This is a genomic window from Microbacterium sp. PAMC21962, assembly GCF_019443465.1.
Lineage (GTDB): Bacteria > Actinomycetota > Actinomycetes > Actinomycetales > Microbacteriaceae > Microbacterium > Microbacterium hominis.
Genome location: NZ_CP080381.1, coordinates 1,719,315 through 1,745,203 on the forward strand (window position 1 = coordinate 1,719,315; position 25,889 = coordinate 1,745,203).

The following is a 25,889-nucleotide window of genomic DNA, read 5'->3' on the forward strand; positions in this document are numbered from 1 at the left end:
CGATCAGTCTACGTCGGCGGTCTGCGCAGCGGTCCGGTCGGATGCCGCGGCGCCGGCGGTTCCCGCGGCATCCATGGCGGCACCGTGCTCGCGCACGAGGTCGGCGACGGCCGCCGCGATCGCGGGGTCCTCGCCGCGCGCGAGACCGGCGTACTCCAGGTGCACGACGTCGCCGTCGGCGGTCGCCTTCACCCACATGCGCCGACGCGGGACGAACAGCGCGGCGAGCAGCCCGGCGAGGGCGACGATCGCGAAGCCCAGCACCCACGGCGCACCGACGTCGCGGTGGATGGAGAGGGAGACGTAGCGCTTCACCTGCTCGGCGGCCCCGCTGGCCTTGGCGTCCTCGAACGTGATCGTGCCCAGACCGTCGGGCAGGTCCACCGTCTGCCCCGGCGCGAGCTCGAGGGAGGGGACGTCGATGCTGCGGCCCGTGAGCTGCGTCATGCCGCTGACGTCCAGTGCGTAGACGTTGCGCGGGGTGCCGTCGTCGATGCCGAGGTCGCCCGTGTAGACGTCGAGGGTCAGCACCGGGTTCGCCAGGGCCGGGTAGGCCGAGGTGAGCGCCCCCGTGTGCAGCTTGGCCGCGGTGGGATAGAAGAAACCGACCATGCCCACCTGCTGCGCGAGCCCGTCGGGCACCTTCACGACACCCAGCGAGGTCATGGTGGCGCCCTGCGGCAGGAACTCGACGTCTTCGCGCAGCACGACATCGCCCGCGGGGTTTCGCACCGTGATGGTCGGCGCGTAGCCGTTGCCCATGAGGTACACGCGGTCGCCCGCCATGTCGACCGGATGGTTGACGCGCACGGTCTGCTGCTGCGCATCGTGCCCCGGCTCGCGCGTGGTCAGGTTCGCCGCGAAGTCGCCCGCCTGCCCCTGCCCGGCCTCGCCGACCGGGACGTACGTGACATCGAAGCTGTCGAGGGTCAGCGAGTAGGGCGGGAGCGCGTTCGTGTCGACGAAGCGTCCGGGGTTGAAGGAGGTGTAGCCCAGGCCCAGGGAGTTGACGAAGCTGTCGCCCTCGACGATCACGGTCTGGCCCGTGTAGGTGAGACCGCCGCCGACGCCCACGGAGATCAGCACGCCGACGAGCGCGGCGTGGAAGACGAGGTTGCCGGTCTCGCGGGCGTAGCCGCGCTCCGCCGAGACGGATGCCGTGGCGGGACGCTTGCCCGTCGCGGGCGTGTCGTACCGCTCGACGCGGTACCCCGCTTTGCGCAGCTGCGCCTGCGCGAGCTCGACGGCGGCCTCGGCGTAGGCCGCGGCGTCCACGCCCGCGGGCACGACACGGTCGATCTCCGCGTGGTCGTCGAGGCGCGAGAGCCGTACCGGCGTGCGGGGCGGACGCGCGCGCAACGCGTTGAAGTGGTGCTTGGTACGCGGGATGACGCACCCGATCAGCGAGATGAACAGCAGGATGTAGATCGCCGAGAACCACACCGACGAGTAGACGTCGAACAGCTGCAGCGTGTCGAGGACGGGGAACAGGTCGGGGTTGTCCGTCTTGTACTGCAGCACGCCGTTGGGGTCGGCGGAGCGCTGCGGCACGATCGAGCCGGGGATCGCCGCGATCGCGAGCAGCAGCAGCAGCACGAGCGCCGTGCGCATGCTGGTGAGCTGACGCCACCCCCAGCGCAGCCAGCCGACCACGCCCAGCCGCGGCTGGGCGATCCCGGTGGCGGGCGCCTCGGCATCCGCGTGGTCGTCCGGACGCAGCGGATCGCTGCCCGCGCGCTCAGAGCGGGAGTTCGACACCGCCGATCACCCCCGTCAGCTGCGACATCGCCGCGGTCCAGAGCCCGGTCACCATCAGCAGACCGAGCACGATCAGAAGCAGCCCGCCGATGACGTTGACCGTGCGGATGTGGCGGCGCAGGAACGCGACCGACCGCGTGGCCCAGCCGAACCCGACGGCCAGCAGCAGGAACGGGGTGCCGAGGCCCAGCGAGTACGCGACGGCCAGCAGCACGGCCCGGAGCGGATCGGCCTGCGTCAGCGAGATCGAGAGGATCGCGGCGTAGGTGGGGCCGATGCACGGCGCCCAGCCGATGCCCATCGCGACCCCCAGCAGCGGCGCACCGGCGAGCCCGAGGCCGCTGCGCACCTGCGGCTTGAGCGTCCGCTGGGCGAAGCCGAACAGCCCGAGGAACACGAGCCCCATGACGATGACGACCACGCCGAGGATGCGCGTCAGCAGCTCTCCGTACTGGATGAAGAAGCGGCCGGCGGTGCCCGCCAGCACACCCATCGCGACGAAGACGACGGTGAAGCCCGCGATGAACAGGAGCACGCCGATCAGCAGCCGTCCGCGGCCGGCGCGCACCGTGCGCCCGCGCGCCGCGGCGGCGCCGGATGCCCCGCCGAGGAAGCCGAGGTAGCCGGGGACGAGCGGCAGCACGCAGGGCGAGAGGAAGGAGACGAGACCGGCGAGCATGGCGATCGGGATCGCGAGCCACAGCGCCCCGCTGAAGACGACCTCGGTCACGAGGTCTCCGACAGCGCGTCGTTGACGATCGTCTTGAGGATCGACTCGCTCTCGACGCGACCGACGAAGCGCGCCGCGACGCGGCCCTGCTTGTCGAGCACCAGCGTGATGGGCACCGACTGCAGCGGCGTCCACGAGGCGAAGGCGAGCTTGAGGTCGGCGTCGTCCTTCGCGAGCAGCGACGGGTAGCTGATGCCGTACGTCTGCTCGAACGCGGTCGCCGCCTCCGGCCCGTCGTAGATGTTGACGCCCAGGAAGGCCGCGCCGGCGGGCTCGACCGACTGGAAGGTGTTCTCGAGGGTGGGCGCCTCGGCCCGGCACGGACCGCAGCCGGCGTACCAGAAGTTCAGCACGAGGACCCTGCCCGCGTAGTCGGCGCTGGTGACGGTGGAGCCGTCGACGGCCGTCCCGGTGAACGCGACGGCGGCCGTGCGGTCCTCCGGCGCGATCTCCTGCACGCTGCCGTCACCGGAGATGTACCCCTTGCCGTCGCCCTGCTTGTACTGGTTGGCCAGGTCGTCGTTGGCTCCGCTGCACCCCGCGAGACCGACGGCGAGCGCCAGGGCGACCAGGGATGCCGCGAGCTTCGCGGTCGTCGAGCGCCTCATACCGCCCCCACGTCCACGGCCCGCGATGTCGACGCCGGCTCGGCGTAGGCCACCTCGCGCCAGCCTGCGCCGTCGCGCTCGAAGCTCGTCACGCTGGACAGCGCACAGCGGCGCTTGCGCGGATCGTGACGGAGCGCCTCGCCGGCCACCGCGAGGTGCGTCACCCAGATCGGCAGCTGGTGCGACACGATGACGACATCGCCGCCGTCGGCGTCGTTCCACGCCTCCGTCATCGCGGCATCCATGCGGGCGACGACCTCGGCGTAGGGCTCACCCCAGCTGGGCACGGCGGGGCGGGTGAGGTGACGCCAGTTGAGCGGGTTCAGCACGGCGCGCTTCATGCGCTTGCCCTCGAAGACGTTGGTCGGCTCGATGACGCGCTCGTCGATGATCGGATCGAGGTCGAACAGCTCCGCGATCGGCTCGGCGGACTCGCGCGTGCGCTGCAGCGGCGAGGCGTACAGCGCCGTGACGGGACGACCGAGAGCGGACAGGTGCGCGGCGGCGCTGCGCGCCATCTCGCGCCCGTCGGCGCTCAACCGGAAGTTCGGGAGGCGACCGTACAGCACGCGGCCCGGGTTGTGGACCTCGCCATGGCGCACGAGGTGGAGGCGATCGGCGGGCACACCTTCAGTCTACGCAGGCCTCATCTGTGGCCGGGCTGGGAACGGAGCCCGCGGCGGCGCTCAGGCGGGATCGCGATCCGCGGTCCGTCCGCGCAGCTGGCGCACGCGGTTCACCGTGAACCAGACGAGGGCCGCGGCGGCGACGCCGATGACGGCGTACTGCAGCACCCCGGCGTACTCCTCGACGACGTGCCACTGGTCGCCCAGGAGATAGCCGGACAGCACGAACACGGCGTTCCAGAGGAACGATCCGGCGAGGGTCAGCAGTCCGAAGCGCCACAGCGGCATCCGTGTCACGCCCGCGGGGATCGAGATGAGGCTCCGGAAGATCGGGAGCATGCGCCCGAAGAACACCGCCTTGCCGCCGTGGCGCTCGAACCACGCGACCGTGCGGTCGACGTCGTCGACCTTCAGCAGCGGCATCCGTCGTACGAGCGCACGCAGCCGGGCGATACCGAGCCACGCGCCGAGGCCGTAGAGCGCGAAGGCGCCCGCGACCGAGCCGGCGGTCGTCCACAGCAGCGCCTCGACGAGCGTGAACGATCCGCGTGCCGCGGCCAGTCCCGCCATCGGGAGGATGACCTCGCTCGGCAGCGGCGGGAAGAGGTTCTCGAGCGCGATCGCGATGCCCGCACCGGGGGCCCCGATGAGGTTCATGAGGCCGACGACCGCATCGACGAGCGCGGTGAGCCACGAGCCGTCGGATGCCATCGCCATGGCGTCGACGGTACCCACCGCAGGTGACCGGAACCTGGGCGGATGCCGGGTGCAGGGCGTTTCGACTCGGCGCTGCGCGCCTCGCTCAACGACCGGGCCCGCCCCCACCCCCGGTCGTCGAGCGAGCGCAGCGAGTCGAAACGCCCCACACCCCCGGTCGTTGAGCGAGCGCAGCGAGTCGAAACGCCGCACACCCCCGGTCGTTGAGCGAGCGCAGCGAGTCGAAACGCCGCACACCCCCGGTCGTCGAGCGAGCGCAGCGAGTCGAAACGCCGCACACCCCCGGTCGTTGAGCGAGCGCAGCGAGTCGAAACGCCGCTCCACGTAGACTGATCCCTCGTGAGTGAACGCACCCTCGTCAGCCAGCTGCAGTCCCGCGAAGACGGCACCGTCTCGGTGTCCGGATGGGTGGAGACCGTCCGCGACCAGAAGAAGGTGCAGTTCGTCATCCTCCGCGACGAGACCGGTGCCGTCCAGCTCGTGAACCCCGCGACCCGTCCCGACCCGGCTCTCCTCGAATCGACGGGCGCCGAGCAGGATGCCGCGGCCCTCGCGCTCACCGCGCTGATCTCGGAGCTGTCGACGGGCACCTTCCTGACGGTCACCGGTCAGTTCAAGCACGACGAGCGGGTCAAGCTCGGCGGCGTCGAGATCAAGATCGCCACCCTGGAGATCGCCGCCGCGGCCCTGCCCGAGACGCCGATCGCCGCCGACAGCGGCCTCGACAAGCGCATGGACTGGCGCTTCATCGACCTGCGCCAGCGCCGCAACAACCTGGTCTTCCGCATCCAGACGACGCTCGAGCACGCGATGCGCACCTACTGGATCGAGCGCGACTACGTCGAGATCCACTCCCCCAAGCTCATGTCCACGCCCGCCGAGGGCAACGCCGAGCTGTTCGCCCTGGAGTACTTCGGCGACCAGACGGCCTACCTCGCGCAGAGCCCGCAGCACTTCAAGCAGATGGCGCAGGCCGCCGGCTTCGGCAAGGTGTTCGAGATCGGCGACGTGTTCCGCGCCGACCCGAGCTTCACGAGCCGCCACGCGACCGAGTTCACCTCGATCGACGCCGAGATCAGCTGGATCGACTCCTACGAGGACGTCGCCGCGATGCAGGAGGAGCTGCTGGCCGCCGCGTTCCAGGCCGTCAAAGACAAGCACGGCGACGAGATCAAGGAGCTGTTCGACATCGACGTCGTCGTGCCGACGCTCCCCTTCCCGCGCATCCCGCTGGCCGAGGCCCGCGAGATCGTGGCGGCGCGCGGCTACGACATCCCCCGCACCGACGGCGACCTCGACCCCGAGGGCGAGCGTCAGATCTCGGCGCATGTGCAGGAGACCTTCGGGCACCAGTTCGTGTTCATCACCGACTACCACCCCGAGATCCGCCCGTTCTACCACATGCGAAACCCCGAGACCGGGCTGACGAACAGCTACGACCTGCTGTTCCAGGGCACCGAGATCACCACGGGCGCGCAGCGCGAGCACCGCATCGACGTGCTGGAGGCGCAGGCGCTCGAGAAGGGCCTGTCACTGGAGGGCCTCGAGCACTACCTCGACTTCTTCCGCTACGGCATCCCGCCCCACGGCGGCTTCGGCATGGGCCTCGCGCGCGTGCTGATGCTCATGCTCGGACAGGACTCCATCCGCGAGGTCACCTTCCTCTTCCGCGGCCCCACGCGCCTGGCGCCCTGAACCGGCCCCTCGAACGCGCGGGCCTAGGCTGGATGCCGTGGCACACGCGATCGAGGGACTGCACAACTTCCGCGACACGGGTGGGATGCCGCTGATCGGAGGCGGCACGACGCGAGCCGGCGTGCTGTACCGCTCCGCCGCGCTGGACCGGCTGACCGACGCCGGCCTGGAGGCGCTCGCGGACAGCCCGATCGGCGTCGTCGCCGACTTCCGCACGCCCGACGAGCGCCGTGCGGCTCCCGACCGGCTCCCGCCGTCGCGCCCGATCGAGATCCTCGAGCTGTCGCTTCTGGAGGGAGCGATGGCCGAGATGGCGCAGCGCGTGCTGGCCTCCGGCGGCGCGGCCGACCCCGCGCTCGTGGAGCACGCGCTCGCCCAGCTGCCGACCCTCGACCAGCTGTACGTGGGCATGCTGCAGCACGGCGCGGCATCCTTCGCCGAGGTGGCCCGCCGGGTCGGCGCCTCCCGCGACGACGAGCCCACGGCCGTGCTCGTGCACTGCACCGCCGGCAAGGACCGCACGGGCGTCGCCGTCGCCCTCCTCCTGGACGCCGCCGGGGTCGAGCGCGACGCGGTCGTCGCCGACTACGCCGCGTCGCAGCAGCACCTCGCCGGCGCCTGGGCCGACGGCATGCTGGCGATGATCTCGTCGCTCGGGATGCCGCTCACCCCGGCCCTGCGCACGCTCGTCACCGAGACCCCGCCGAGCGCGATCCGCGCGGCCCTGGACTGGATCGACCGCACGCACGGAGGGGCCGCGGACTACCTCGCCACGGGCGGCCTGAGCGCGGACGGGATCGATGCGCTGCGCCGGAGGCTGCGCGGCGGAGCCTGCTAGACCTCGAGATCCACCGCGACCCGGTCGGCGACGACCGCCCGCACGTAGCCGACGACCGCCTGGTGGTCGGGATGGGTCTGGTAGGCGTCGAGTCCGGCCTGGTCGGCGAAGTCCGCGACGAGCGCGACGTCCCAGTTCGCGCCGCCGACGACGTCCGGGCCGACGGCGATCTCGATGATCGAGGGGACCACGCCGCGCAGGGCCAGCAGGTCGGCGGAGATCTTCTGCGCCTGCGCGGCCTTCTCGACGGGGTCTTCGCTCTTCAGCTTCCACGCGACGACATGGCGGATCATGCGGACTCCTCGGGGGTGGGAGGGACGGGGGATGCCGGTGCGGAGGCGTCCTCGAGCGCCGCACGCAGCCGATCCGGCGACAGCCGCCAGTGCGCGTGCAGCCGGTCGTCGATGAGCACCACGGGGATCTTCTCCCACCACTGCGAATACAGCGCGGGGTCGTCGAGGATCGACAGCTCCTCGACCTCGACGGCATCCTCGGGCAGGTCGGCGACCACGGTCTCGACGATCTCCCGTGCGACGTCGCAGAGGTGGCAGTCGGGCTTGGAGATGATCGTGAGGGTGGTCACGGCATCCATCCTGCCCCACTCCGGCGGGCGGGCAGACACGAAGCGCCCGTCCCGGATCGAAGATCTCGGAGACAGGCGCTCGGTGTCGTTTTGCAGCGTGCCGCGACGAATTACTTCTTGTTGCGGCGCTGGTGGCGAGTCTTGCGAAGCAGCTTGCGGTGCTTCTTCTTCGCCATGCGCTTGCGGCGCTTCTTGATGACAGAACCCACGGAAAACCTCACTATGTCAGGGGTCTGGACGCGGATGGCCGCGTCCGGGAACGGGCATCTCGAAAAATGCCCTCGGATCAGTCTAGCCGACGTCGGCGATGGGACGTTGCACGGCGTCGGTGACGGCCGTCTCGGGCACGCGGTAGCTGCGCCCGAAGCGCACCGCGGGCAGCTCTCCGGCGTGCACCAGCCGGTACACGGTCATCTTCGACACACGCATGATGTCGGCCACCTCGGCGACCGTCAGAAAACGCACGTCAGAAAGGTCCGGCATCCCGATTCCCCCACCGATCCCCGATGCGGTGCCTCCGCATTGCTGTGGAACAACATTAGGGTCTCGGTGCGCCGCGTGTAAACCCGTGTGATCCGTGTGACGGATGAGCAGGACGGTGACGCCCCGCGCCGCTCAGCGGCCGGGAAGACGCTTGAGCGCGGTGTCCCAGGCGTGCTTCGCGGATGCCGCGGCCCGCCCCACCAGATCGGCGGCGGCCACGGCGGGCTCGGGCAGGGTCGAGGCGCCCGCCGGCGCGGCCACGAGGTCTTCGTCGAGGAACGGCACGAGCCAGTCGTCGACGGCGTCCAGCGGCGCCGGCGACAGGCTGTAGAAACGGTGCTGGCCCTCTTCGCGGACCGTGACGAGCTCGGCTTCGCGGAGCACCTTGAGGTGCTTGGAGACCGTCGGCTGGCTGACCCCGAGCTCGGTGACGATGTGCGAGACACTCGTCCCGCGCTCGCCCGCGGACGCGCGCTCGCGCAGCAGCTGCAGGATGTCCCGACGGGTGCCGTCGGCGATCACGTCGAAGATGTCCGCCATGACGATAGGTTAGCCCGCGCCGCGCTCCGGAGTACCATGACAACGGTTCTTGGGCAGAGAGGGGCGGACCATGACGGGCGACACCGTCGGTGCCCGTGCGTGGCGCTCCCTGCGCGCATCGATGAGCGCGGCCTGGGACGGCCTCCGCGACGCGACGACCTCGTCGCCCTCGCGCTTCGCCGTGGGCATCTTCCTAGCGCTCATCCTGCTGTTCACCGCCCTGTTCTCCCTGCCCGCGGCATCCGCCGACGGCCGGGTCACCCCCTTCGCCGACGCGCTGTTCACGGCCGTGTCGACCATCTGCGTGACCGGCCTGTCGACCGTGAACATGGGCACCCACTGGAGCGCGTTCGGGCACGTGCTCGTCTACGTCGGCGTCAACGTCGGCGCGATGGGCGTGCTGACCCTGGCATCCATCCTCGGACTCGTCATCTCCAAGCGGCTCGGCCTGCGGGCGAAGCTGATCGCCGCCGGAGACACCAACCCGCTGCGCGCCCACGGCGGCCCGGTCAACGAGGGCCAGACCGTGCGCCTCGGCGAGGTGGGTCAGCTGCTGGCGACCGTCGCGCTGTCGACGCTCGTGATCGAGGCGGGCCTCGCGGTGCTGCTCTACCCGTCGCTGCTGGCCAGCGGCGTCGACCCCCTCAGCGCCCTGTGGGAGGCGCCGTACTACGCGGCGATGGCCTTCACCAACACCGGATTCGCCCCCAACGCCGAGGGCATCGCCCCCTTCGCCACCAACTACGTGCTGCTCACGCTGCTCATGGCGGGGGTCTTCCTCGGCTCGATCGGCTTCCCCGTGATCTTCGCGCTGTGGCGCCACCACCTGCACGTGCGGCGCTGGTCGCTGCACGCCAAGCTCACCCTCATCACGACGGTGATCCTGTTCTTCGTCGGCGCCGCCGTCTTCCTGCTGCTCGAGTACGACAACCCGAAGACGTTCGGTGGGATGGATGCCTGGGACACGACCTTCCAGGCCTTCTTCCTGTCGGCCATGACGCGTTCGGGCGGCTTCTCGATCGTCGACATCGGCGAGCTGCACGGATCGTCGCTGGTGGTCGGCTCGATGCTCATGTTCGTGGGGGGCGGCTCGGCATCCACCGCCGGCGGCATCAAGGTGACCACGCTCGCCGTGCTCGCCCTCGCCGTCTGGTCGGAGGCGAAGGGGCGCCCGAGCGTGCAGGCCTTCGGCCGCCGCATCCCCAGCGACGTGCAGCGGGTCGCACTGTCCGTCGTCGCGTGGGGGTCGACGATCGTCGCGGTGTCGACCATCACGATCGCCCAGATCACGCGATATCCGGTCGAATACGTGCTGTTCGACGTGGTCTCGGGCTTCGCCACAGTGGGGCTGTCCACGGGCATCACGCAGGACCTCCCCGACCTCGCCGTCTACGTCATGGCGGCGACGATGTTCATGGGTCGTGTGGGTACCGTCACTCTCGCTGCGGCCGTAGCCGCGACGAGCCGATCGCAGCATTACTCGCTGCCCGTCGAAAGGCCGATCGTTGGTTGAGCAGATCCGGAGCGATGCTCCCGTCCTGGTGATCGGCCTCGGCCGCTTCGGAGCCGCGTGCGCCGGCGAGCTCGACCGACTCGATCGCGAGGTGCTCGCGATCGACGACAACCTCGAGCTCGTGCAGAAGTGGTCCGAGCGCGTGACGCACACGGTGCAGGCCGACGCCAAGAACATCGAGGCGCTCAAGCAGATCGGCGCCCAGGACTTCCAGGTGGCCGTCGTCGCGGTCGGATCCTCCATCGAGGCATCCGTGCTGATCACGGCGAACCTGGTCGACCTCAAGGTGCCGCAGATCTGGGCGAAGGCCGTCTCGCAGTCGCACGGCAAGATCCTCGCCCGCGTCGGAGCGAACCACGTCATCTACCCCGAGCGCGAGGCCGGCGAGCGGGTCGCGCACCTCGTCAGCGGCCGGATGCTCGACTTCATCCGTTTCGACGACGACTTCGTGCTGGCCAAGATGTATCCGCCGAAGTTCATCCGCGGTATCGGCCTGAACGAGTCGGGCGTGCGCTCCAAGTACAGCGTGACGGTGGTCGGGGTGAAGAGCCCGGGCAAGCCGTTCCGCTACGCCGAGGCCGACACCGTGGTCACCAACCACGACCTCATCATCGTGTCGGGCACCAACAGCGACATCGAGCGTTTCGCCTCCCTCGACCGCTGACCGAGAAACCATCTGCGGCGCGAGAAACCCTGCCGTGCGTGGATTCTCGGCTCGCCGGTGGTTTCTCGCGGCGGCGCGGGGGCTCCTCCCCAGGCGCGGGCGAGAAGGGGTGGCGGCGGGGAGGGTGGGGACGAGCGCGCGCCGGCGCGGGCGGCGGGGCATGATCTGCGGATGCCGCACCTGCTGACCGACCGCGCCATCACCCGGTCACCGCTTCCGCTCGTCACCTCCGCCGAGGCCCGCGTGCTGCGGCTGGCGCTGGCCGGTCCCGGCGTCGCGCGGGTGCGCCGCGGCGTGTACGTGGATGCCGCCGCGGCGGCGCGGCTGGCACCCTGGCAGCGGTACGCGCTGCGGGTGCACGCCTTCGCGCTCGTCCACCCGGATGCCGTGCTGTGCCTGGAGTCCGCCGCGGTGCTGCTCGGCCTGCCGCTTTTCGGCGAGACGCGCGACATCCACGTGTTCGATCCGGACCGCACGGCGTCCCGCCGGTTCGGCGACGTGTGCGTGCACACCAGCGTCGACGCGCGGGAGGTCGTGCCGGTCGACGGCATCCTGTGCACGTCGCCGGCGGATGCCGTCATCGACCTCGCCCGCGTGCTCCCACCCGCGCAGGCGCTCGCCGTCGTGGATGCCGCGATCTCGCCCCGACAGGGCGGCGCGCTCGTCGTTGACGACCTCCGGGAGCGGGCCGCGTCGCAGGCTTCCCGCCGGGGCGTCGCGCGGCTGGCGTGGGCCTGGGCGCACGCGGACGCGCGGGCCGAGTCGCCCGGCGAGAGCGTGAGCCGCGCCGTCATCCGCTGGTGCGGCTTCGAAGACCCGGTGCTGCAGGCCGAGTTCCGCTACGAGGGGGTCACCGACCGCACGGACTTCCTGTTCCCGTCCAGCCGCACGGTGGGCGAGAGCGACGGCTGGGGCAAGTACGGCATCGGCGACGGCGACGCGCCCGCGGACGCCGCGCGGCGTTTCCGCGACGAGAAGCGCCGCGAAGACCGGCTGCGCCGCGCGGGGCATCCCGTCGCGCGCTGGGAGATGGCGGATGCGGTGCGGGTCGAGCCGCTGGCGACCGCCCTGCAGCGCGCTGGGGTGCGGCTCGTCCGCCCGCGCGACCGCGCCGGACTGGCGAGCCTGCGTCAGACGCCGCGCGTTCTCCCTCACCGACCGCGGTGAGAAACCACAACGGCGACGACACACACCTGCGGTGGTGGTTTCTCGCGCCGAAGGTGGTTTCTCGCGGGCGCGGCGAGGAGGGGGGTCAGGCGCCGGCGGCCATCTCCTTCGCGCGGGCGAGGGCGGCGTCGGTCGCCTCCGCGAAGACGCCGTCCAGGCGCGCGCCCTGCAGCACCGCGATGGCGCGCTCGGTCGTGCCCTTCGGGCTGGTCACCCGGCGGCGCAGCTCTGCGGGGTCCTCGCCCGTGGCATCCAGGAGCGCCGCAGCGCCGATGAAGGTCTGCTCGGCCATGAGGCGGGCGTCCGCGTCGGAGAAGCCCTTTCCGCGGGCCGCCTCGGCGAGCTCCTCGATCAGCAGGAACACGTAGGCGGGACCCGACCCCGAGATCGTCGACAGCGCGTCGATCTGCGACTCCGGGACCTCGATCACCACGCCGCACGTCTCGAACAGTCGGCGCACGAGGGCGAGGTCGTCGGCGGATGCCGCGGCACCGGCCGACAGTCCCGTGACGGCCTTGCCGACCACCGCGGGGGTGTTCGGCATCGACCGGATGACGGCGACGTCCTCGCCCACGATGGAGGCGAAGGTCGCGAGCGTCACACCCGCGGCGAGGCTCACCACGATCGTGCCCGGTCGCAGGACCGGAGCGATCTCGCGCAGGAGGTCCGGGACCATCACGGGCTTGACGCCGATGAGCACGATGTCCGCCGCGGCGGCGGCCGTGGTGTTGGCGGCGGCATCCTCCTCGAGGGAGAGGCTCGTCACGCCGTCCAGCGCTGCCAGCGGCGCGGCGCTGGCCGCCGTGCGATTGGTCACGGTCACGCGGGGCGCCGCGCCCGAGCGGACGAGGCCCTGCAGGATGGCACCTCCCATCGAGCCGGCACCGAGGATCGCGATCGAGGGAAGCGGAGAGGCCATGCCCCCATCCTCGCAGAGGAACCACCCGCCCCGGGAGCCCGCCGCAGGGGGGTCTCAGTCGCGGGGCTCGTTCAGGATGAGCCGCATCGACGGGGCGCGGCCCTTCTCGATGTGGCTGAAGGCGAGGCTCTCGGCGAGGCGGGCGTTGCCGTCCGCGATGGCCGCCAGCAGCTCGTCGTGCTCGTGGGACTGCTCCCGGGCGTCGCGGCCGACGCCGGTCAGGTAGAAGAGCCACACGAGCCGTCCGCTGACGACGCGGGTGAGGGAGGTGAGCAGGGTGCTGTCGGCCATCTCGACGATGCGGGCGTGGAAGGCGGCGTGGGCCTCGGCGATCGCGAGCCGCTCGCCGCTCGTGACCGCGTCATGGGCCGACGCGAGAGCCCGGTCCAACACCTCCACGGGGGCGCCCCGGCCGGCGTTCTGGGCCGCGAGGCGCGCGGCGAGCGTCTCGAGGCTCAGCCGCACGTCGAACAGCTCGTCGATCGAGCGCCGGTCCCACCCGACGATCCGGGCGCTGCGGCGCGGCGCCGTCGCGAGGAACCCGTCGACGCCGAGCTGCAGGATCGCGGCCCGCACCGGGATGCGCGACATCTGCAACTCGTCGGCCAGGCGCCCCTCGGTGATCGCGGCGCCGTCGGCGTAGCGCCCCAGGATGATGGCGGTGCGGATGCGGCGGTACGCCGTCGCCGCCAGAGAGTCGTCGGCTGCATCCTGCGCCTCGGACATGCCGTCTCCCCTCACGGTGCCGCTCACGGCGATCCCGTCACGGGCGGACCAGGGCGGCACGCGCGCTCATGAGCGGATCGCGACCATTGTGCCAGCGCCGACGACGCTCGCGCGCCCGCACAGCAGGTGCGCCGCGTAGAGGTCCTGGATGCCGAGGCCCACGGAGTTGAAGACCGTGAGCCCGCCGCGGCCGCGGAGGGGCGGAACGTCGAGCACGTCGCCGAGCGGGACCAGACCCGCCGGATCGAGCGCACCCGCGTCGCACGCGCCGCGCACGTTGCCCGATTCGGCGAGGGCGACCGCCGGATCGTCGACCACGACGCTACGCGCGTGGGCGAAGACGTCCGCCTGCACCTCGCTGAACATCGGCCGCGGCGGCGAGCCGACCGCGTTGAGGTGCACGTCGGCGCGCAGCATCCGACGCGCCAGGAACGGCTGCTCCGCGGGCGTGAGCGTGCAGACCACGTCGGCGTCCTCCAGAGCGCCCTCGCGACTGTCCGTCGTCACGGCGGGGATGCCGTCGGCGCGCAGCGCCGCGACGCATTCGGCGGCGCGCGGAGCGCTGCGCGACCACACGCGCAGCTCCGCGAAGGGGCGCACGCGCATGAGCGCGCGGGCGTGCTCGGCGGCGAGCGGACCGGCCCCGATGAGGGCGGCAACGTGCGCCGCGGGATCCGCGAGGACGTCGGTCGCGAGTGCCGTGACGGCGGCGGTGCGGATGCGGGTGAGCGCCCGTCCGTCGATCATGGCGACGCACTCGGCCGTCGCCGCGTCGAAGACCGCGACGGTCGAGCGCTGGGCGGGCAGTCCCACCGACCGGTTGCGCGGGGCGTCGGCGAGCACCTTGACGGCGAACATCCCGAGCTCTTCGGAGATCGCGCTCATCGGCACGACGGTCGGGGCGTCCGCCGTCCGGTCGGCGGCAGCGGGGAGCGCGTGCGGCCGCGGCTGCACGGCGCGTCCGGTGCGCAGCGCCCGGTGGGCCGCCGCCATCGCCTCGCGCATGCCGTCGGCATCCGCGAGCGCCTCCACGTCGTCGGAGGTCAGGGTGAGTGTCGTCATCGGATCTCCTTTTGGTATCCCAAATGTAGAACGAGGCCACCGCGGTCACATCACCCCGACTCCCGCCCACGACGCCCGCACGGTCATCGCGACGCACGAAGAACCGCGCAAAAACGGCATAAAAGCACACTCGGAGACCGATCGCGATGCGCGAAAGAGTTCACTGCACCGAAACCGCGGGACACATCGCCGTAACAGAAGTGGCGGATTCTGTATCCCAGATTGATGACGGAGAGGAGAAGCCGATGGCACGACTGGTCGTAGGACGACTGATTCAGGCCCTGTCGACGATCTTCGTCGTCGTGACGATCGCGTTCGCCCTGGGTCGGCTGAGCGGCAGCCCGGCGGCGCTCCTGCTCAGCGAGAACGCCTCGCGCGAGCAGATCGACGCGCTCAACGCGAGCCTCGGCTTCGACCAGCCGCTGTGGAAGCAGTACCTCGACTACCTCGTCGGCATCGTGACCCGCGGCGACTTCGGCGACTCGTACCGTCAGAGCGGCGTGCCGTCGATGCAGCTGGTCCTGGAACGGGTGCCGGCGTCGCTCCAGCTCGGCGCGGTGGGCCTGGTGGCCGGTGTGATCCTGGCCGCCGTCGCGGCCGTCGCCGTCCACCTGACCCGCAGCCGGGCCCTGCGCACCACCCTGCTGACCGTCGGTGCGGCCCGACAAGCCATCCCGGACTTCTTCTTCGGGCTGCTGCTCGTGCTCGTGTTCTCCGTCGCGCTCGGGATGCTGCCCTCGCTCGGCAACCGCGATCCGCTCGCGATCATCATGCCGGCCGCCACCATCGCCACGGCGCAGTTCGTGGTGTACCTGCGGCTGCTCGACAACGCGCTGGGCGAGCAGTCCCGACTCGACTACGCCCGCACGGCCTACGCCCGGGGCGAGAGCCGGTTCCACGTGGTGGTGTCGGAGATGCTCCCCAACGCGGTGCTGCCGGTGATGACCATCGCGGGCATCAGCCTCGGCTCGTTCCTGGGCGGTCTGGTCATCGTGGAGAACGTCTTCGCCTGGCCCGGGCTGGGCCAGCTCATGCTGAGCGCCGTGTACGCCCGCGACTTCCCGGTCGTGCAGTCCGGCCTCATCGTCGTGGCCGCCCTGTTCATCCTCTCCAACGCGCTCGTGGACGTCCTGAGCGCTCTGGTCGACCCGAGAGTGAGGCACCTCGCATGACCGCGCCCATCGCTTCGCCGCCCGCGTCGCCCGCCGAGACGGTCACGCCCGCTCCGCCTGCCGACACCGCCGCACGGTTCACGTGGCCCCGCCTGCGGGCGGCCGAATGGGTGGGCATCGGCATCCTCGCCGTCGTCGCCGCCTTCATCCTGATCGTGCCCCTGCTGCCCGGCAGCGACCCCTACGCACAGGATCTGTCCGCCTCCTTCATCCGTCCCTTCACCGACGGCGCGCACCTGCTGGGCACCGACATGCTGGGCCGCGACCTCGCGAGCCGGCTGGCGCTCGGCGGGCAGGTGTCGCTGGGCATCGTGCTGTTCGTCGTCGCCATCAACGCCTTCATCGGCATGGTCGTCGGCATGATCGCGGGGTATGCGGGCGGACGACTCGACAACCTGCTGATGGGCTGGGCGGACGTACAGCTGGCGATGCCGATCATCCTCGTGCTCATCGCCCTGTCCGCGGCACTGGGCCCCAGCGTCTGGCTGATGGTCATCACACTCGCGGCGACCTACTGGGTCGGCTACGCCCGCGTGGCACGCAGCACCGCGATGTCGCTGAAGAGCCGCGACTTCGTGGTCGCGCCGCGCATCCAGGGCGCCACCGCCCAGTGGATCGTGTCGACCCACATCGCGCCGCACGTCGGCGTGCAGGTGCTCATCCTCGCCTCGGCCGACATCGGCGGCGTGCTGCTGCTCACGTCGTCGTTCGACTACCTCGGGCTAGGCGTGCAGGCCCCGACGCCCTCCTGGGGACTGCTCATCAGCGAGGGGCAGAAGTACGTGCGCGAGGCGCCGTACCTCGCCCTGATCCCCGGCATCGCGATCTTCCTCGTGGTGATCGGCACGAACCTCGTGAGCCAGCGCTTCACCGCCGAGCGCGACCTGTCCACCCTCCGCCGACGGAAGAAGGCCCGCGCATGACCCGGGATGTGCTGCTGAGCGTCGAAAACCTGGTCGTCGGCACGCGCGACGCCGACGGACGCGAGGTGCGTCTCGTCGACGGCGTCTCCTTCCAGATCGCCGAAGGCGAGGTGCTGTGCGTGGTCGGCGAGTCGGGCTCGGGCAAGAGCCTGACGATGGCGGCGGTGCTGGGGCTCCTCCCCGCCGGCGTCGAGGTGCTCTCCGGACGGGTCGACTACCGCGGCGAGGACCTGCTGGCCGCCGGCGAGCGCCGTCTGCGCGAGCTGCGCGGACGCCGCCTCGCGATGGTGTTCCAGGATCCGATGACCGCGCTCAACCCGGTCAAGCGCGTGGGCGCCCAGATCGCCCGCGCCGTGCGACGGCACGGCAATGGCGTGAGCCGCGCCGAGGCCGATCGGCGCGCCGCCGCACTGCTGAGCGCGGTCGGCGTGCCGGATGCCGCGGCGCGCGCCCGCGCCTATCCCCACCAGTGGTCCGGGGGCATGCGCCAGCGCGCCGTCATCGCCGCCGCGATCGCCCACGACCCCGATCTCCTGGTGGCCGACGAGCCCACGACGGCGCTCGATGTCACCATCCAGGCGCAGATCATGCAGCTGCTGGCCGAGGCGCGACAGCGCACCGGTGCGGCGATGGCCCTGATCACGCACGATCTGGGGCTGGTGGCGCAGACCGCCGACCGGATCGTGATCATGTACGCGGGCCGCATCGTGGAGAGCGGGACGGTGTGGGACCTGTTCGCCGCGCCCCGCCATCCCTACACGGCCGGCCTGCTCGCGAGCCTGTTGACCTCCGAGAGCGCGGCCGGGCGCGCCTACGCGATCCCGGGCTCTCCCCCGCAGCCGGCGGCACGCCCGCACGGATGCCCCTTCGCGCCGCGCTGCGAGCTGCCCGCGAAGTCGGCGCTGTGCACCGCCGAACGGCCCGCCCTGCGCCTGGTCGCGCCCGATCACGCCTCCGCCTGCCACCACGCGGACGCCGTCTCCGCCCTCGCCGAGGAGGTCGCCGGATGAGCGACGCCGAACCCGTCCTGCAGATCGACGACCTGCACGTGCGATTCACGCGGCGCACCGGATGGCGCCGCCGCCACGTCGTCGACGCCGTCGACGGCGTCTCGCTGACACTGCACCGCGGGGAGACCCTGGGGTTGGTCGGCGAGTCCGGCTGCGGGAAGTCGACGCTCGTGCGCACCGTGTTCGGGCTCAACACCCCGGCATCCGGCGACATCCGCATCCTGGGGCATCGCATCGACGATCTGCCCCCGCTGCAGCGCCGGCGGCTGCGCAACCGCGTGCAGCTGGTGTTCCAGGACCCGTACTCGTCGCTGGATCCGCGACTGAGCGTGCACGACATCGTCGCCGAGCCGCTCACGATCGTGGGGCGCTACTCGAAGGACCGCGTCGTCGAGCTGCTGGAGAGCGTCGGGATCGGCGCCGAGTCGCTGCGGCGCACGCCCGCGCAGTTCTCCGGCGGCCAGCGTCAGCGCATCGGCATCGCGCGCGCCCTCGCGCTGGAGCCGGAGGTGCTCGTGCTCGACGAGCCCGTCTCCGCCCTCGACGTGTCGGTGCAGGCGCAGGTCATCAACCTCCTGCAGGACCTGCAGCGCACCCACGCGCTGTCCTATCTGTTCATCGCGCACGACCTCTCCGTCGTCCGCCACCTCTCCGACCGCGTCGCGGTGATGCGACAGGGACGCATCGTCGAGATCGGCGAGCGCGACCAGATCTTCGACGATCCCCGCCACGAGTACACGCGCACGCTGCTCGCGGCCATCCCGATCCCCGACCCGCGCCTGCGGGCGGATGCCCCACCCGCACCATCCCCTGCCCTCACCCGAACGAACAGAGGAACGTCATGACCCACCGCTCATCCCGTGTCCGCCGCGCGCTCGCCGCGGCCGCCGCGCTCACCGGCGCCGCGCTGGTGCTGTCCGCCTGCGCGGGCGGCTCGGCGTCGACGGCCGAGACCCGCAACCTGACGATCGGCGTCGTCGCGGAGCCCGAGAAGTCGCCCGACCCGATCGTCGACGGCTCGCTGGCCGGCTACAACATCTACTACAACCTCTTCGACCAGCTCACGGTGCTCGACGCCGACGGCACGATCCAGCCGTCGCTGGCCACCGCGTGGACCCCCAACGCCGACTTCACCCAGTGGACGTTCACCCTTCGCGACGACGTGACCTTCCAGGACGGCGAACCGCTGAAGGCATCCGACGTGGTCTTCACCTACGAGACCGTGCTGAACACGCCCGACTCCGACAACCTCGGCTACATGGGCATGCTCGAATCGGTCTCCGCCCCCGACGACCACACGGTGGTCTTCGACCTCAACTCGTCGTTCTCGCCGTGGCCGTCCATCACGACCGCACAGTCGATCGTCCCGGAGAAGGTCTACACGGCGCTCGGCTCCGAAGGCTTCGCCGCCGCCCCCGTCGGCAGCGGCCCGTTCTCCTTCGTGAGCTGGAAGCGCGGCGTGGACTACGTCCTCAAGCGCAACGACGCCTACTGGGGCGGCGCTCCCCAGATCGACACCCTCACCTTCCAGACGGTGTCCGACGAGGAGGCCCGACTGAACGGGGTCATCTCCGGCAGCCTGGACATCGCCCTGATCTCGCCGAACCAGGTCTCGTCGGCCGAGGGCAGCGGCATCGACGTGCGCTCCCGCGCGGCCAACGGCACCACGTTCCTCGGCGTCAACTCCACGTCCGGCCCGCTGGCGGACGAGCGCATCCGTCAGGCCGTGTGGCACGCGATCGACCGTGACGCGCTCGTCAAGACGGTCCTCAGCGGCCGCGCCGTCGCCAACGACCAGATCGTCGCCGCCAACGTGACCGGCTACGTGTCGGACGCGACGGGACCGGCGTACGACCCCGCCGCCGCCAAGGCGCTGCTCGCCGAGGCCGGCTACGCCGGCGAGGCGATCCCCCTGGAGTACGCGACCAGCGGCCGCATCCCGATGAGCGCCGAGATCGCGCAGGCGATCGCGGGCTACCTGGAGGCGGTGGGCTTCACGGTCAGCCTCTCCGGCATGGACCAGGCAACACTGTCGAACCGCATCTACAGCACGGTCGACATGAAGGGCCTGTACCTCAACACCTGGGCGCCTTCCACCATGGACGGCGACATGCCCGCCACCAATCTGTTCGCGGGAGGACAGAACGACTACGCGAAGAGCCCGGAGACGGCGGCGCTCGTCGCCACGCAGCGCACCGTCGCGGGCGACGAGCGCATCGCCGCCTTCCGCGACCTCGCCGAGGCGAACTTCCAGGGTGCGTACATCGTGCCGCTGTTCACCCCCGAGGCCGACTACGCGGTCTCGCCGAAGGTCACCTGGACGCCGCGCGTCGACGGCGAGTACGACCTCGCCGACGTCGCGTTCACCGGCTGAGCGGCGGCGAGGGGGCGGTCCGCCGCCGCCCCCTCGCCCCGCCGGCCCCGCCCCGCTCCTCCCCGACCCCGAAAGGCCCCTCCGTGCCCCTCACCCTGCTCCGCAACGTCCGCCCCTGGGCCGCCGACGCGTCCGACGTCCTGCTCGACGCCGACGCCATCCGCGCGATCGGCGCACCCGGCACGCTGCCGGCGCCGGATGCCGTCGCGGTCGACGGAGACGGCGGCATCCTGATCCCGTCGTTCAGCGACGTGCACGTGCATCTCGACTCGACGCGGATGGGGCTGCCGTTCCGCCCGAACACCGCGGGCGACACGCGCTGGTCGCACATCATGAACGACCGGGAGAACTGGCGGTCGGCAGAGCGGTCGGTCGCCGAGCGGGCGACCTACACGCTCGGGCGGATGATCGCGCAGGGGGCGACCCGGGTGCGCAGCCACGCCCAGGTCGACGCCGACTCCGGCCTGGAGAAGTTCGAGGGCGTCGTCGCGGCGCGCGAGGCGCACCGCGACCGCGCGTCCGTCGAGATCGTCGCCTTCCCGCAGGTGGGCATCCACCTCGAGGACGGGGTGCCCGACCTGCTCGATGTCGCGCTGCGCTCGGGAGCCGACCTCATCGGCGGCATCGACCCGTGCGAGATCGACCGCGACCCGGTGCGCCACCTCGACACCGTCTTCGACCTCGCCGACCGTCACGGCGTCGGCGTCGACATCCACCTGCACGAGGGCGGCTCGCTGGGCCTGTTCTCCCTCGACCTCGTGCTCGAGCGCACCCGCGCACTCGGCATGGCCGGACGGGTCAGCGTGTCGCACGCCTTCTCGCTCGCCGACCGCTCCCCCGGCGTCGACCGCGCGCTCGAACAGATCGCGGAGCTCGACGTCGCCCTCACCACGATCGCCCCGAAGGGCTCGCTGTCGGTCCCCCTCGACCTCCCGATCGAGCGGCTGCTGCAGCTCGGGGTCCGCGTCGGGCTCGGGATGGACGGCCAGCGCGACTACTGGTCGCCGTGGGGCGACGGCGACATGCTCGAGCGCACGTGGATGCTCGCCTTCACGCAGGGGTTCTCCCGCGACGACCTGATCGAGGACTGCCTCGCGATCGCGACCTGGGGCGGCGCGTCGGTGATCGACGCCGACCTGCCGCGCCTCTCCCCCGGCGCGCGCCCGGGCGTCGCCGTCGGCGACCCGGCGGAGCTGGTCGTCGTCCGCGGCGACACCGCGACCGCCGCCGTCATGGACCGTCTCCCGCAGCGCCTCGTCATCCACCGCGGCCGCGTCGTGGCCGAGGACGACGACCTGCGATGACGGCGACGATCCTGGCGGTCAACTGCAACACGGATGCCGCGATGACGGCCGCCATCGCGGCGATCGGCCAGGCCGCCGCCTCGGCGGGGACGAGCGTCGTGGGCGTCACCCCGGCCTGGGGTCCCGCCTCGGCGGAGGGGTACGTCGAGAGCCTCGTCACGGCCGCGGCCGTCATGGACGCCGTCGCGAGCCACACCGCCCCGTTCGACGCCGTCGTGATGGCAGGCTTCGGCGAGCACGGCCGGGAGGGGATGCGCCAGCTCGTCCGCCAGCCGGTCGTCGACATCACGGAGGCGGCCGTGTTCGCCGCCTGCCTGCTCGGCCACCGCTTCGGCATCGTCACCACGGTCGACGCGGCGGTCGCCGGCATCCACGACAGTCTCGCCACGATGGGCATGAGCGGCCGGTGCCGATCGGTCCGTGCCGCGGAGGTGCACGTCTCGGCCATCGCCGACGACGTCGCCCGCACCGCGGACGCCCTCGAGGCGACCGGACGCGCGGTGCTCGCCGACGGCGCGGACGTGCTCGTGCTCGGCTGCGCCGGGTTCGCAGGGCTGGACGCCGAGCTGGAGCGCCGACTGGGGGTTCCCGTGGTCGACGGCGTCGCCGCCGCCGTGCGGTTCGCGGAGGGTCTGATCGCCCTCGGCAAACGCACCAGCACGGCGGGGCCGTATGCACCGCCCCGGGCAGGGAAGGCGTGGCGCGGGCCACGGCTCGGCGCGCTCCACGCGTTCACCTGAAACCCTGTTCATGCACAGGGAGCGGCGGAGTAGGATGCGGTCATGACGCTCCTCGACGGCATCACCTCCCGGATCATCGACACCGATCGGCTGCGCGTCGGCATCCTGGAACGGGTCGGCGACGACGCCGCGGCCGCGGCGGACCAGACGGTCGTCCTCGTCCACGGAAACGTCTCGTCGAGCCTGTTCTGGCAGGAGCTCATGCAGGACCTGCCCAGCGACCTGCGCGTGATCGCCATCGACCTCCGCGGCTTCGGCGAGTCCGAGAGCACGCCGGTCGACGCGACGCGCGGCGTCCGCGACTTCAGCGACGACGTGTTCGCGACGCTCCAGGTGCTGGGGCTGGACACCGCCCACCTCGTGGGCTGGTCGATGGGCGGCGGTGTCGTCATGCAGTACGCGATCGATCACCCGGTGCTCTCGCTCACCCTGCAGGCGCCCGTCTCGCCCTACGGCTTCGGCGGCACCCGCCGCGACGGATCGCGGCTCACCGACGACGACGCCGGCTGCGGCGGCGGCGCGGCGAACCCCGACTTCGTGCAGCGGCTCACCGACCGCGACACGACCGACGAGGCGCCGACGTCGCCGCGGAGCGTCTTCCGCTCGGGCTACGTCGCGCCCGGCTACACGAGCGCGCACGAGGACCTCTGGGTCGAGTCGATGAACACCACCTCGACGGCGACGGGCAACTACCCCGGCGACAGCGTCGCGAGCGAGAACTGGCCCGGTTTCGCCGCCGGCAGCATCGGCGTGCTCAACACGATGGCGCCGCGGTACTTCGACACCTCGGGCATCGTCGACATCGCGCGCAAACCCCCGATCCTCTGGGTGCGCGGCGACGCGGACGCCATCGTCTCGGACGCGTCGTTCTTCGACCTCAACCACCTCGGCGCGCTCGGGGTGATCCCCGGCTGGCCGGGTGCCGACGTCGCGCCGGCCCAGGAGATGGTGTCGCAGACCCGCGACGTGCTGGAGGCCTACCGTGCGGCCGGCGGTGCCGTCACCGAGCTCGTGCTCGAGGGCGTCGGACACGCGCCGCACCTGGAGCAGCCGGCCGTCTTCCGCCGGGCGCTGCTGGAGAACGTCGGCTACATCGGCCGTCCGGCCGACCCGGCGCCGCCGACCGAGGCGATCATCCTCAGCTCGTCCGACTGACCGCGCACCCGCTCCCCGCGATCGGGCGGGTCAGCGGCGCGCGTCGAAGAAGTCCCGCAGCAGCGCCCGCGCTTCGTCCTCCAGGATGCCGCCGACCACCTCGGCGCGCACGGGCAGGCGCCGGTCGCGCAGCACGTCGTACACCGACCCGGCCGCGCCGGCCTTCTCGTCCCACGCGCCGAACACGACGCGTCCGATGTGCGCCTGCAGGATGGCCCCCGCGCACATCAGGCAGGGCTCGAGGGTGACCGCGAGCGTGCACCCCTCCAGGTTCCAGGAGCCGAGGGATGCCGCGGCCTCGCGCAGCGCCACGATCTCGGCGTGGGCGGTGGGATCGGCCGTGGCCTCGCGCCGGTTGCGTCCGACGCCGATCACGGTGCCTGCGGCATCCCGCACGACGGCACCCACCGGGATCTCGCCCGCGGCACCGGCCTCGGCGGCGAGCGCGAGCGCGCGACGCAGCGCGCTCTCGTCGTCGACGCGGATCGGCAGGCTCACCCCTTCAGCGTAGGGCGACGGATGGGGAGTTCTCCCCATCCAAGCCCGTCACCGGCAGACCTAGACTCGTGTTCCGGAGGACACGATGGCGGATCTGGAGCTGAACACCGAGCAGGTGCGCGCGGTGGGCGCGGGACTGTCGCGGATCGCCGCGGAGTTCCAGAACGCGAACGTGCGCAGCGACCGCATCGCGGAGGCGGTCGGCCACGACGCACTCGCGGAGGCGGTCCGCTCCTTCGCGCACGCGTGGGACGACACCCGCGAGGAGATGACGTCGTCGATCTCGGGACTCGGCGAGGCGACGACCGCGATCGCCGACACCTTCGAACAGGCCGATCAGGAACTCGCCGCCGCGATGGACGGCACCTCGACGGTCGGCGCCTCGACACCGGCCGGCGGTGGCCGACGCCCGGAGGCAGCATCGTGAGGCCGGCGGACTGGTCGGCGGCCGGCTTCGGGACGGATCCCGTGCCTGGCGACCCCGACGGGGTGCGCCAGGGCGGAGGGAACTACCTCCAGATCGCCGACACCATCGGCGACACGGTGCGCGGGCTGCGCACCCTGGATCTCGGCGGCACCGTGTCGGAGGCCGTCGACGCCCTGGGCGAGACGGCGCGCACGGTTGCCGACGACATCGCTCGGGCCGAGCAACGGTATCGGGCCACCGGCAACGCCCTCGTCGGCTACGCGGCGGCGCTCGCATCGGCGCAGGACGACTCGCTCGCCGCTCTGCAGCGCGCGCACGCGGCGCAGAACGGCGCCGTCGACGCCCAGCGGGAGCGGCGACGCTACCTTCACCTCTCGGAGTCGTCCGACGATCCCGCGGAGGCCCTCCGCTACGAGCGCCTCGCCGACGATGCAGGCATCGATTCGCGCCAGGCCAGCGCCGCCGCAGGCGTCGCTCGTCAGCAGATCCTCGACGCCGCCGCCCGCCGCGACCGGGCCGCGGAAACTGCTCGCGACGAGATCCAGAACACCACCAGCGAGGACGGTCTCAACGACTCCTGGTGGGACGACTGGGGCAAGGACGTCCTGTCCGTCATCACCGATGTCGCCGGTACGATCTCCGCGATCGCCGGCATTCTCGCCCTCGTGGTGTCGTGGATCCCGGTGATCGGCCAGGCACTCGCGGCCGCATTGCTGCTCGTGGCCGGCATCGCCGCGATCATCAACGCGGTCGGCAACATCGTGCTGGCCTCGACGGGCGACCGCACGTGGGGAGAGGCCGCCGTGAGCATCGTCGGCGCCGCGCTCGCCGTCATCGGCCTGGGCGGCGCCGCCCGCGTCGTCGGGAACGTTGCGATGGCGGGCCGTATCAACGCCCAGGCCGCCGCCGAGGTCGCAGCCCGCGGGGGCACCGAGACGTTCGGTGCCCTGACGGTGCAGCAGGCCATCCGACTGCGCCCGCAGCAGCTCGCCGAGTCGGAGCGTCTCTGGGCGACGCCGGTGGCCGACCTGGCGAAGGGGGACGACGTCTTCCGCCTCTACGGCGACGGCGCTGCACAGACCGGCGCCTCCTGGTCGACGCGGGCCCCGTCCACCTTCGGCGACTACCGCAGCACCCTGGGCCTTCCCGACGTCAACTCCGCGGAGCGACTCGTCCACGCCACCGTCGACGATGTGGGCGCCGTCGTGCTGCAGCGCCACGCCCTGCCGCTGGACGGGATGCCCGGCGGCGCCCCGGAGTACATCATCGTCGGGGGCGACCTCGCGTCGAAGGGACTGACGAACGTGACGGACATCGTCTGGTCGGTGGCGCGATGAGGGTCTCGGAGCTCTCGTTCCCGGTGGCTCTGCGCCTCATCAATACGGTGGCGCCCTTCGACGGCGTCCGCGTGGCCGCGTCGGACGACGCACTGCATGCGGCGGGGGCCTTCATCGTCTACGACACGGGTGCCGGGCCGCAGTACGGCTACATCGACACGCGCCTGGCCCGCGACGTGCGCGGACGGCGATGGGGCATGGGCCTGCTCTACGACGTCGACCCGACCGCGTCCGCGGAGAACGTCCGCAGTCCGCTCGACCGGCGGTTCCGCGAGCGCGCGGAGGTCGAGTTCGAAGGCGCCGGAGAGCTTTAGGCTGAC

General features: G+C 71.7%; 30 protein-coding genes. 16 read left to right on the top strand and 14 right to left on the bottom strand.

Features of this window, described 5'->3' with window-relative positions; genetic code table 11:
- Positions 1-3 precede the first annotated feature (3 nt).
- The 5 genes from KY498_RS08285 to KY498_RS08305 are packed head-to-tail and all read right to left on the bottom strand — an operon-like array spanning position 4 to position 4,439.
- Positions 4-1,758, bottom strand: coding sequence for a cytochrome c biogenesis protein ResB (locus KY498_RS08285; RefSeq protein ID WP_191007952.1), 1,755 nt, complete (start codon positions 1,756-1,758; stop codon positions 4-6).
- Positions 1,739-2,488, bottom strand: a complete 750-nt coding sequence (locus KY498_RS08290) for a cytochrome c biogenesis CcdA family protein (protein ID WP_191007951.1) — start codon at positions 2,486-2,488, stop codon at positions 1,739-1,741. The genes KY498_RS08285 and KY498_RS08290 overlap by 20 nt, the downstream gene beginning before the upstream one ends.
- The gene (locus tag KY498_RS08295) at positions 2,485-3,096 is read right to left on the bottom strand and encodes a TlpA disulfide reductase family protein (protein ID WP_191007950.1); all 612 of its coding nucleotides are present in this window, start codon (positions 3,094-3,096) and stop codon (positions 2,485-2,487) included. Before KY498_RS08295 ends, KY498_RS08290 begins: the two co-directional genes overlap by 4 nt.
- A complete protein-coding gene (locus tag KY498_RS08300; RefSeq protein WP_191007949.1) occupies positions 3,093-3,722 on the bottom strand; it encodes a histidine phosphatase family protein in 630 nt (209 codons plus the stop codon). Before KY498_RS08300 ends, KY498_RS08295 begins: the two co-directional genes overlap by 4 nt.
- A 60-nt stretch (positions 3,723-3,782) precedes the next feature.
- On the bottom strand, positions 3,783-4,439 hold the full coding sequence (locus KY498_RS08305; RefSeq protein ID WP_060961072.1) for a DedA family protein: 657 nt from the start codon (positions 4,437-4,439) through the stop codon (positions 3,783-3,785).
- A gap of 339 nt (positions 4,440-4,778) precedes the next feature.
- On the opposite strand from KY498_RS08305, the gene aspS reads away from it, so the two are divergent.
- The gene (aspS, locus tag KY498_RS08310; protein ID WP_219879604.1) at positions 4,779-6,134 is read left to right on the top strand and encodes an aspartate--tRNA(Asn) ligase; all 1,356 of its coding nucleotides are present in this window, start codon (positions 4,779-4,781) and stop codon (positions 6,132-6,134) included.
- Between the two features lie 37 nt (positions 6,135-6,171).
- The gene (locus KY498_RS08315) at positions 6,172-6,972 is read left to right on the top strand and encodes a tyrosine-protein phosphatase (RefSeq protein WP_191007947.1); all 801 of its coding nucleotides are present in this window, start codon (positions 6,172-6,174) and stop codon (positions 6,970-6,972) included.
- Here KY498_RS08315 and KY498_RS08320 read toward each other — a convergent pair.
- The 5 genes from KY498_RS08320 to KY498_RS08340 form a co-directional block, all read right to left on the bottom strand.
- Positions 6,969-7,265, bottom strand: coding sequence for a Dabb family protein (locus KY498_RS08320; protein ID WP_060961069.1), 297 nt, complete (start codon positions 7,263-7,265; stop codon positions 6,969-6,971). The genes KY498_RS08315 and KY498_RS08320 overlap by 4 nt on opposite strands.
- Complete coding sequence (locus KY498_RS08325; RefSeq protein ID WP_191007946.1) at positions 7,262-7,555, bottom strand: glutaredoxin family protein; 294 nt, start codon at positions 7,553-7,555, stop codon at positions 7,262-7,264. Before KY498_RS08325 ends, KY498_RS08320 begins: the two co-directional genes overlap by 4 nt.
- Positions 7,556-7,665: 110 nt before the next feature.
- On the bottom strand, positions 7,666-7,764 hold the full coding sequence (locus KY498_RS08330) for a 30S ribosomal protein bS22 (protein ID WP_003792170.1): 99 nt from the start codon (positions 7,762-7,764) through the stop codon (positions 7,666-7,668).
- An 82-nt stretch (positions 7,765-7,846) separates the two neighbouring features.
- Positions 7,847-8,038: a helix-turn-helix domain-containing protein gene (locus tag KY498_RS08335; RefSeq protein WP_101305621.1), complete on the bottom strand. Its 192-nt coding sequence runs from the start codon at positions 8,036-8,038 to the stop codon at positions 7,847-7,849.
- Between the two features lie 132 nt (positions 8,039-8,170).
- Positions 8,171-8,578: a helix-turn-helix transcriptional regulator gene (locus KY498_RS08340; RefSeq protein ID WP_060961066.1), complete on the bottom strand. Its 408-nt coding sequence runs from the start codon at positions 8,576-8,578 to the stop codon at positions 8,171-8,173.
- 70 nt (positions 8,579-8,648) lie between these two features.
- On the opposite strand from KY498_RS08340, the gene KY498_RS08345 reads away from it, so the two are divergent.
- From KY498_RS08345 to KY498_RS08355, 3 genes are all read left to right on the top strand, one after another.
- Positions 8,649-10,091, top strand: a complete 1,443-nt coding sequence (locus KY498_RS08345) for a TrkH family potassium uptake protein (protein ID WP_060961065.1) — start codon at positions 8,649-8,651, stop codon at positions 10,089-10,091.
- Positions 10,084-10,755, top strand: a complete 672-nt coding sequence (locus KY498_RS08350) for a TrkA family potassium uptake protein (RefSeq protein WP_005049780.1) — start codon at positions 10,084-10,086, stop codon at positions 10,753-10,755. Before KY498_RS08345 ends, KY498_RS08350 begins: the two co-directional genes overlap by 8 nt.
- A gap of 171 nt (positions 10,756-10,926) precedes the next feature.
- Complete coding sequence (locus tag KY498_RS08355) at positions 10,927-11,922, top strand: hypothetical protein (RefSeq protein WP_191007945.1); 996 nt, start codon at positions 10,927-10,929, stop codon at positions 11,920-11,922.
- 85 nt (positions 11,923-12,007) lie between these two features.
- On the opposite strand, the gene proC is transcribed toward KY498_RS08355, so the two are convergent.
- The 3 genes from proC to KY498_RS08370 all read right to left on the bottom strand — a co-directional run bounded on the left by proC (position 12,008) and on the right by KY498_RS08370 (position 14,629).
- Positions 12,008-12,841 (bottom strand): pyrroline-5-carboxylate reductase, encoded by an 834-nt coding sequence (gene proC, locus KY498_RS08360; protein WP_101305618.1) that lies wholly within the window; start codon positions 12,839-12,841, stop codon positions 12,008-12,010.
- Between the two features lie 54 nt (positions 12,842-12,895).
- Positions 12,896-13,567 carry a GntR family transcriptional regulator gene (locus KY498_RS08365; protein WP_157831553.1) on the bottom strand — a complete coding sequence of 224 codons (672 nt, stop codon included), beginning with the start codon at positions 13,565-13,567 and terminating at the stop codon, positions 12,896-12,898.
- A gap of 66 nt (positions 13,568-13,633) precedes the next feature.
- Positions 13,634-14,629 carry an ornithine cyclodeaminase family protein gene (locus KY498_RS08370; RefSeq protein WP_101305616.1) on the bottom strand — a complete coding sequence of 332 codons (996 nt, stop codon included), beginning with the start codon at positions 14,627-14,629 and terminating at the stop codon, positions 13,634-13,636.
- A gap of 245 nt (positions 14,630-14,874) precedes the next feature.
- On the opposite strand from KY498_RS08370, the gene KY498_RS08375 reads away from it, so the two are divergent.
- From KY498_RS08375 to KY498_RS08410, 8 genes are all read left to right on the top strand, one after another.
- The gene (locus KY498_RS08375) at positions 14,875-15,801 is read left to right on the top strand and encodes an ABC transporter permease (protein ID WP_060961060.1); all 927 of its coding nucleotides are present in this window, start codon (positions 14,875-14,877) and stop codon (positions 15,799-15,801) included.
- Positions 15,798-16,724, top strand: coding sequence for an ABC transporter permease (locus tag KY498_RS08380; protein WP_060961059.1), 927 nt, complete (start codon positions 15,798-15,800; stop codon positions 16,722-16,724). Before KY498_RS08375 ends, KY498_RS08380 begins: the two co-directional genes overlap by 4 nt.
- Positions 16,721-17,734, top strand: coding sequence for an ABC transporter ATP-binding protein (locus KY498_RS08385; RefSeq protein WP_191007944.1), 1,014 nt, complete (start codon positions 16,721-16,723; stop codon positions 17,732-17,734). Before KY498_RS08380 ends, KY498_RS08385 begins: the two co-directional genes overlap by 4 nt.
- On the top strand, positions 17,731-18,579 hold the full coding sequence (locus KY498_RS08390) for an ATP-binding cassette domain-containing protein (RefSeq protein ID WP_101305612.1): 849 nt from the start codon (positions 17,731-17,733) through the stop codon (positions 18,577-18,579). The genes KY498_RS08385 and KY498_RS08390 overlap by 4 nt, the downstream gene beginning before the upstream one ends.
- On the top strand, positions 18,576-20,108 hold the full coding sequence (locus KY498_RS08395; protein WP_191007943.1) for an ABC transporter substrate-binding protein: 1,533 nt from the start codon (positions 18,576-18,578) through the stop codon (positions 20,106-20,108). Before KY498_RS08390 ends, KY498_RS08395 begins: the two co-directional genes overlap by 4 nt.
- 83 nt (positions 20,109-20,191) lie before the next feature.
- Positions 20,192-21,412: an amidohydrolase family protein gene (locus KY498_RS08400; protein WP_191007942.1), complete on the top strand. Its 1,221-nt coding sequence runs from the start codon at positions 20,192-20,194 to the stop codon at positions 21,410-21,412.
- Positions 21,409-22,152 (top strand): aspartate/glutamate racemase family protein, encoded by a 744-nt coding sequence (locus KY498_RS08405; protein ID WP_191007941.1) that lies wholly within the window; start codon positions 21,409-21,411, stop codon positions 22,150-22,152. The genes KY498_RS08400 and KY498_RS08405 overlap by 4 nt, the downstream gene beginning before the upstream one ends.
- 42 nt (positions 22,153-22,194) lie before the next feature.
- Positions 22,195-23,307, top strand: coding sequence for an alpha/beta fold hydrolase (locus KY498_RS08410; RefSeq protein ID WP_191007940.1), 1,113 nt, complete (start codon positions 22,195-22,197; stop codon positions 23,305-23,307).
- A gap of 30 nt (positions 23,308-23,337) precedes the next feature.
- Here the strand turns inward: KY498_RS08410 and tadA are convergent, their stop codons facing one another.
- Positions 23,338-23,805, bottom strand: a complete 468-nt coding sequence (gene tadA / locus KY498_RS08415; RefSeq protein ID WP_223848840.1) for a tRNA adenosine(34) deaminase TadA — start codon at positions 23,803-23,805, stop codon at positions 23,338-23,340.
- 85 nt (positions 23,806-23,890) lie between these two features.
- On the opposite strand from tadA, the gene KY498_RS08420 reads away from it, so the two are divergent.
- Genes KY498_RS08420 through KY498_RS08430 form a run of 3 tightly spaced genes read left to right on the top strand, consistent with a single transcriptional unit; the run spans position 23,891 to position 25,883 of the window.
- Complete coding sequence (locus tag KY498_RS08420; protein ID WP_191007938.1) at positions 23,891-24,232, top strand: hypothetical protein; 342 nt, start codon at positions 23,891-23,893, stop codon at positions 24,230-24,232.
- The gene (locus KY498_RS08425; RefSeq protein WP_191007937.1) at positions 24,229-25,569 is read left to right on the top strand and encodes a putative T7SS-secreted protein; all 1,341 of its coding nucleotides are present in this window, start codon (positions 24,229-24,231) and stop codon (positions 25,567-25,569) included. The genes KY498_RS08420 and KY498_RS08425 overlap by 4 nt, the downstream gene beginning before the upstream one ends.
- Positions 25,566-25,883 carry a hypothetical protein gene (locus KY498_RS08430; RefSeq protein ID WP_060961051.1) on the top strand — a complete coding sequence of 106 codons (318 nt, stop codon included), beginning with the start codon at positions 25,566-25,568 and terminating at the stop codon, positions 25,881-25,883. The genes KY498_RS08425 and KY498_RS08430 overlap by 4 nt, the downstream gene beginning before the upstream one ends.
- The last annotated feature ends 6 nt before the right edge of the window (positions 25,884-25,889 follow it).

What these genes read in the sequence shown, in the direction of transcription:
- KY498_RS08295 (WP_191007950.1), bottom strand. Translation starts at nt 3,096, where the DNA reads ATGAGGCGCTCGACGACCGCGAAGCTCGCGGCATCCCTGGTCGCCCTG.
- KY498_RS08305 (WP_060961072.1), bottom strand. Translation starts at nt 4,439, where the DNA reads ATGGCGATGGCATCCGACGGCTCGTGGCTCACCGCGCTCGTCGATGCG.
- KY498_RS08320 (WP_060961069.1), bottom strand. Translation starts at nt 7,265, where the DNA reads ATGATCCGCCATGTCGTCGCGTGGAAGCTGAAGAGCGAAGACCCCGTC.
- KY498_RS08335 (WP_101305621.1), bottom strand. Translation starts at nt 8,038, where the DNA reads ATGCCGGACCTTTCTGACGTGCGTTTTCTGACGGTCGCCGAGGTGGCC.
- KY498_RS08340 (WP_060961066.1), bottom strand. Translation starts at nt 8,578, where the DNA reads ATGGCGGACATCTTCGACGTGATCGCCGACGGCACCCGTCGGGACATC.
- KY498_RS08345 (WP_060961065.1), top strand. Translation starts at nt 8,649, where the DNA reads ATGACGGGCGACACCGTCGGTGCCCGTGCGTGGCGCTCCCTGCGCGCA.
- KY498_RS08355 (WP_191007945.1), top strand. Translation starts at nt 10,927, where the DNA reads ATGCCGCACCTGCTGACCGACCGCGCCATCACCCGGTCACCGCTTCCG.
- proC (WP_101305618.1), bottom strand. Translation starts at nt 12,841, where the DNA reads ATGGCCTCTCCGCTTCCCTCGATCGCGATCCTCGGTGCCGGCTCGATG.
- KY498_RS08365 (WP_157831553.1), bottom strand. Translation starts at nt 13,567, where the DNA reads ATGTCCGAGGCGCAGGATGCAGCCGACGACTCTCTGGCGGCGACGGCG.
- KY498_RS08370 (WP_101305616.1), bottom strand. Translation starts at nt 14,629, where the DNA reads ATGACGACACTCACCCTGACCTCCGACGACGTGGAGGCGCTCGCGGAT.
- KY498_RS08375 (WP_060961060.1), top strand. Translation starts at nt 14,875, where the DNA reads ATGGCACGACTGGTCGTAGGACGACTGATTCAGGCCCTGTCGACGATC.
- KY498_RS08380 (WP_060961059.1), top strand. Translation starts at nt 15,798, where the DNA reads ATGACCGCGCCCATCGCTTCGCCGCCCGCGTCGCCCGCCGAGACGGTC.
- KY498_RS08385 (WP_191007944.1), top strand. Translation starts at nt 16,721, where the DNA reads ATGACCCGGGATGTGCTGCTGAGCGTCGAAAACCTGGTCGTCGGCACG.
- KY498_RS08390 (WP_101305612.1), top strand. Translation starts at nt 17,731, where the DNA reads ATGAGCGACGCCGAACCCGTCCTGCAGATCGACGACCTGCACGTGCGA.
- KY498_RS08395 (WP_191007943.1), top strand. Translation starts at nt 18,576, where the DNA reads ATGACCCACCGCTCATCCCGTGTCCGCCGCGCGCTCGCCGCGGCCGCC.
- KY498_RS08405 (WP_191007941.1), top strand. Translation starts at nt 21,409, where the DNA reads ATGACGGCGACGATCCTGGCGGTCAACTGCAACACGGATGCCGCGATG.
- KY498_RS08410 (WP_191007940.1), top strand. Translation starts at nt 22,195, where the DNA reads ATGACGCTCCTCGACGGCATCACCTCCCGGATCATCGACACCGATCGG.
- KY498_RS08420 (WP_191007938.1), top strand. Translation starts at nt 23,891, where the DNA reads ATGGCGGATCTGGAGCTGAACACCGAGCAGGTGCGCGCGGTGGGCGCG.
- KY498_RS08430 (WP_060961051.1), top strand. Translation starts at nt 25,566, where the DNA reads ATGAGGGTCTCGGAGCTCTCGTTCCCGGTGGCTCTGCGCCTCATCAAT.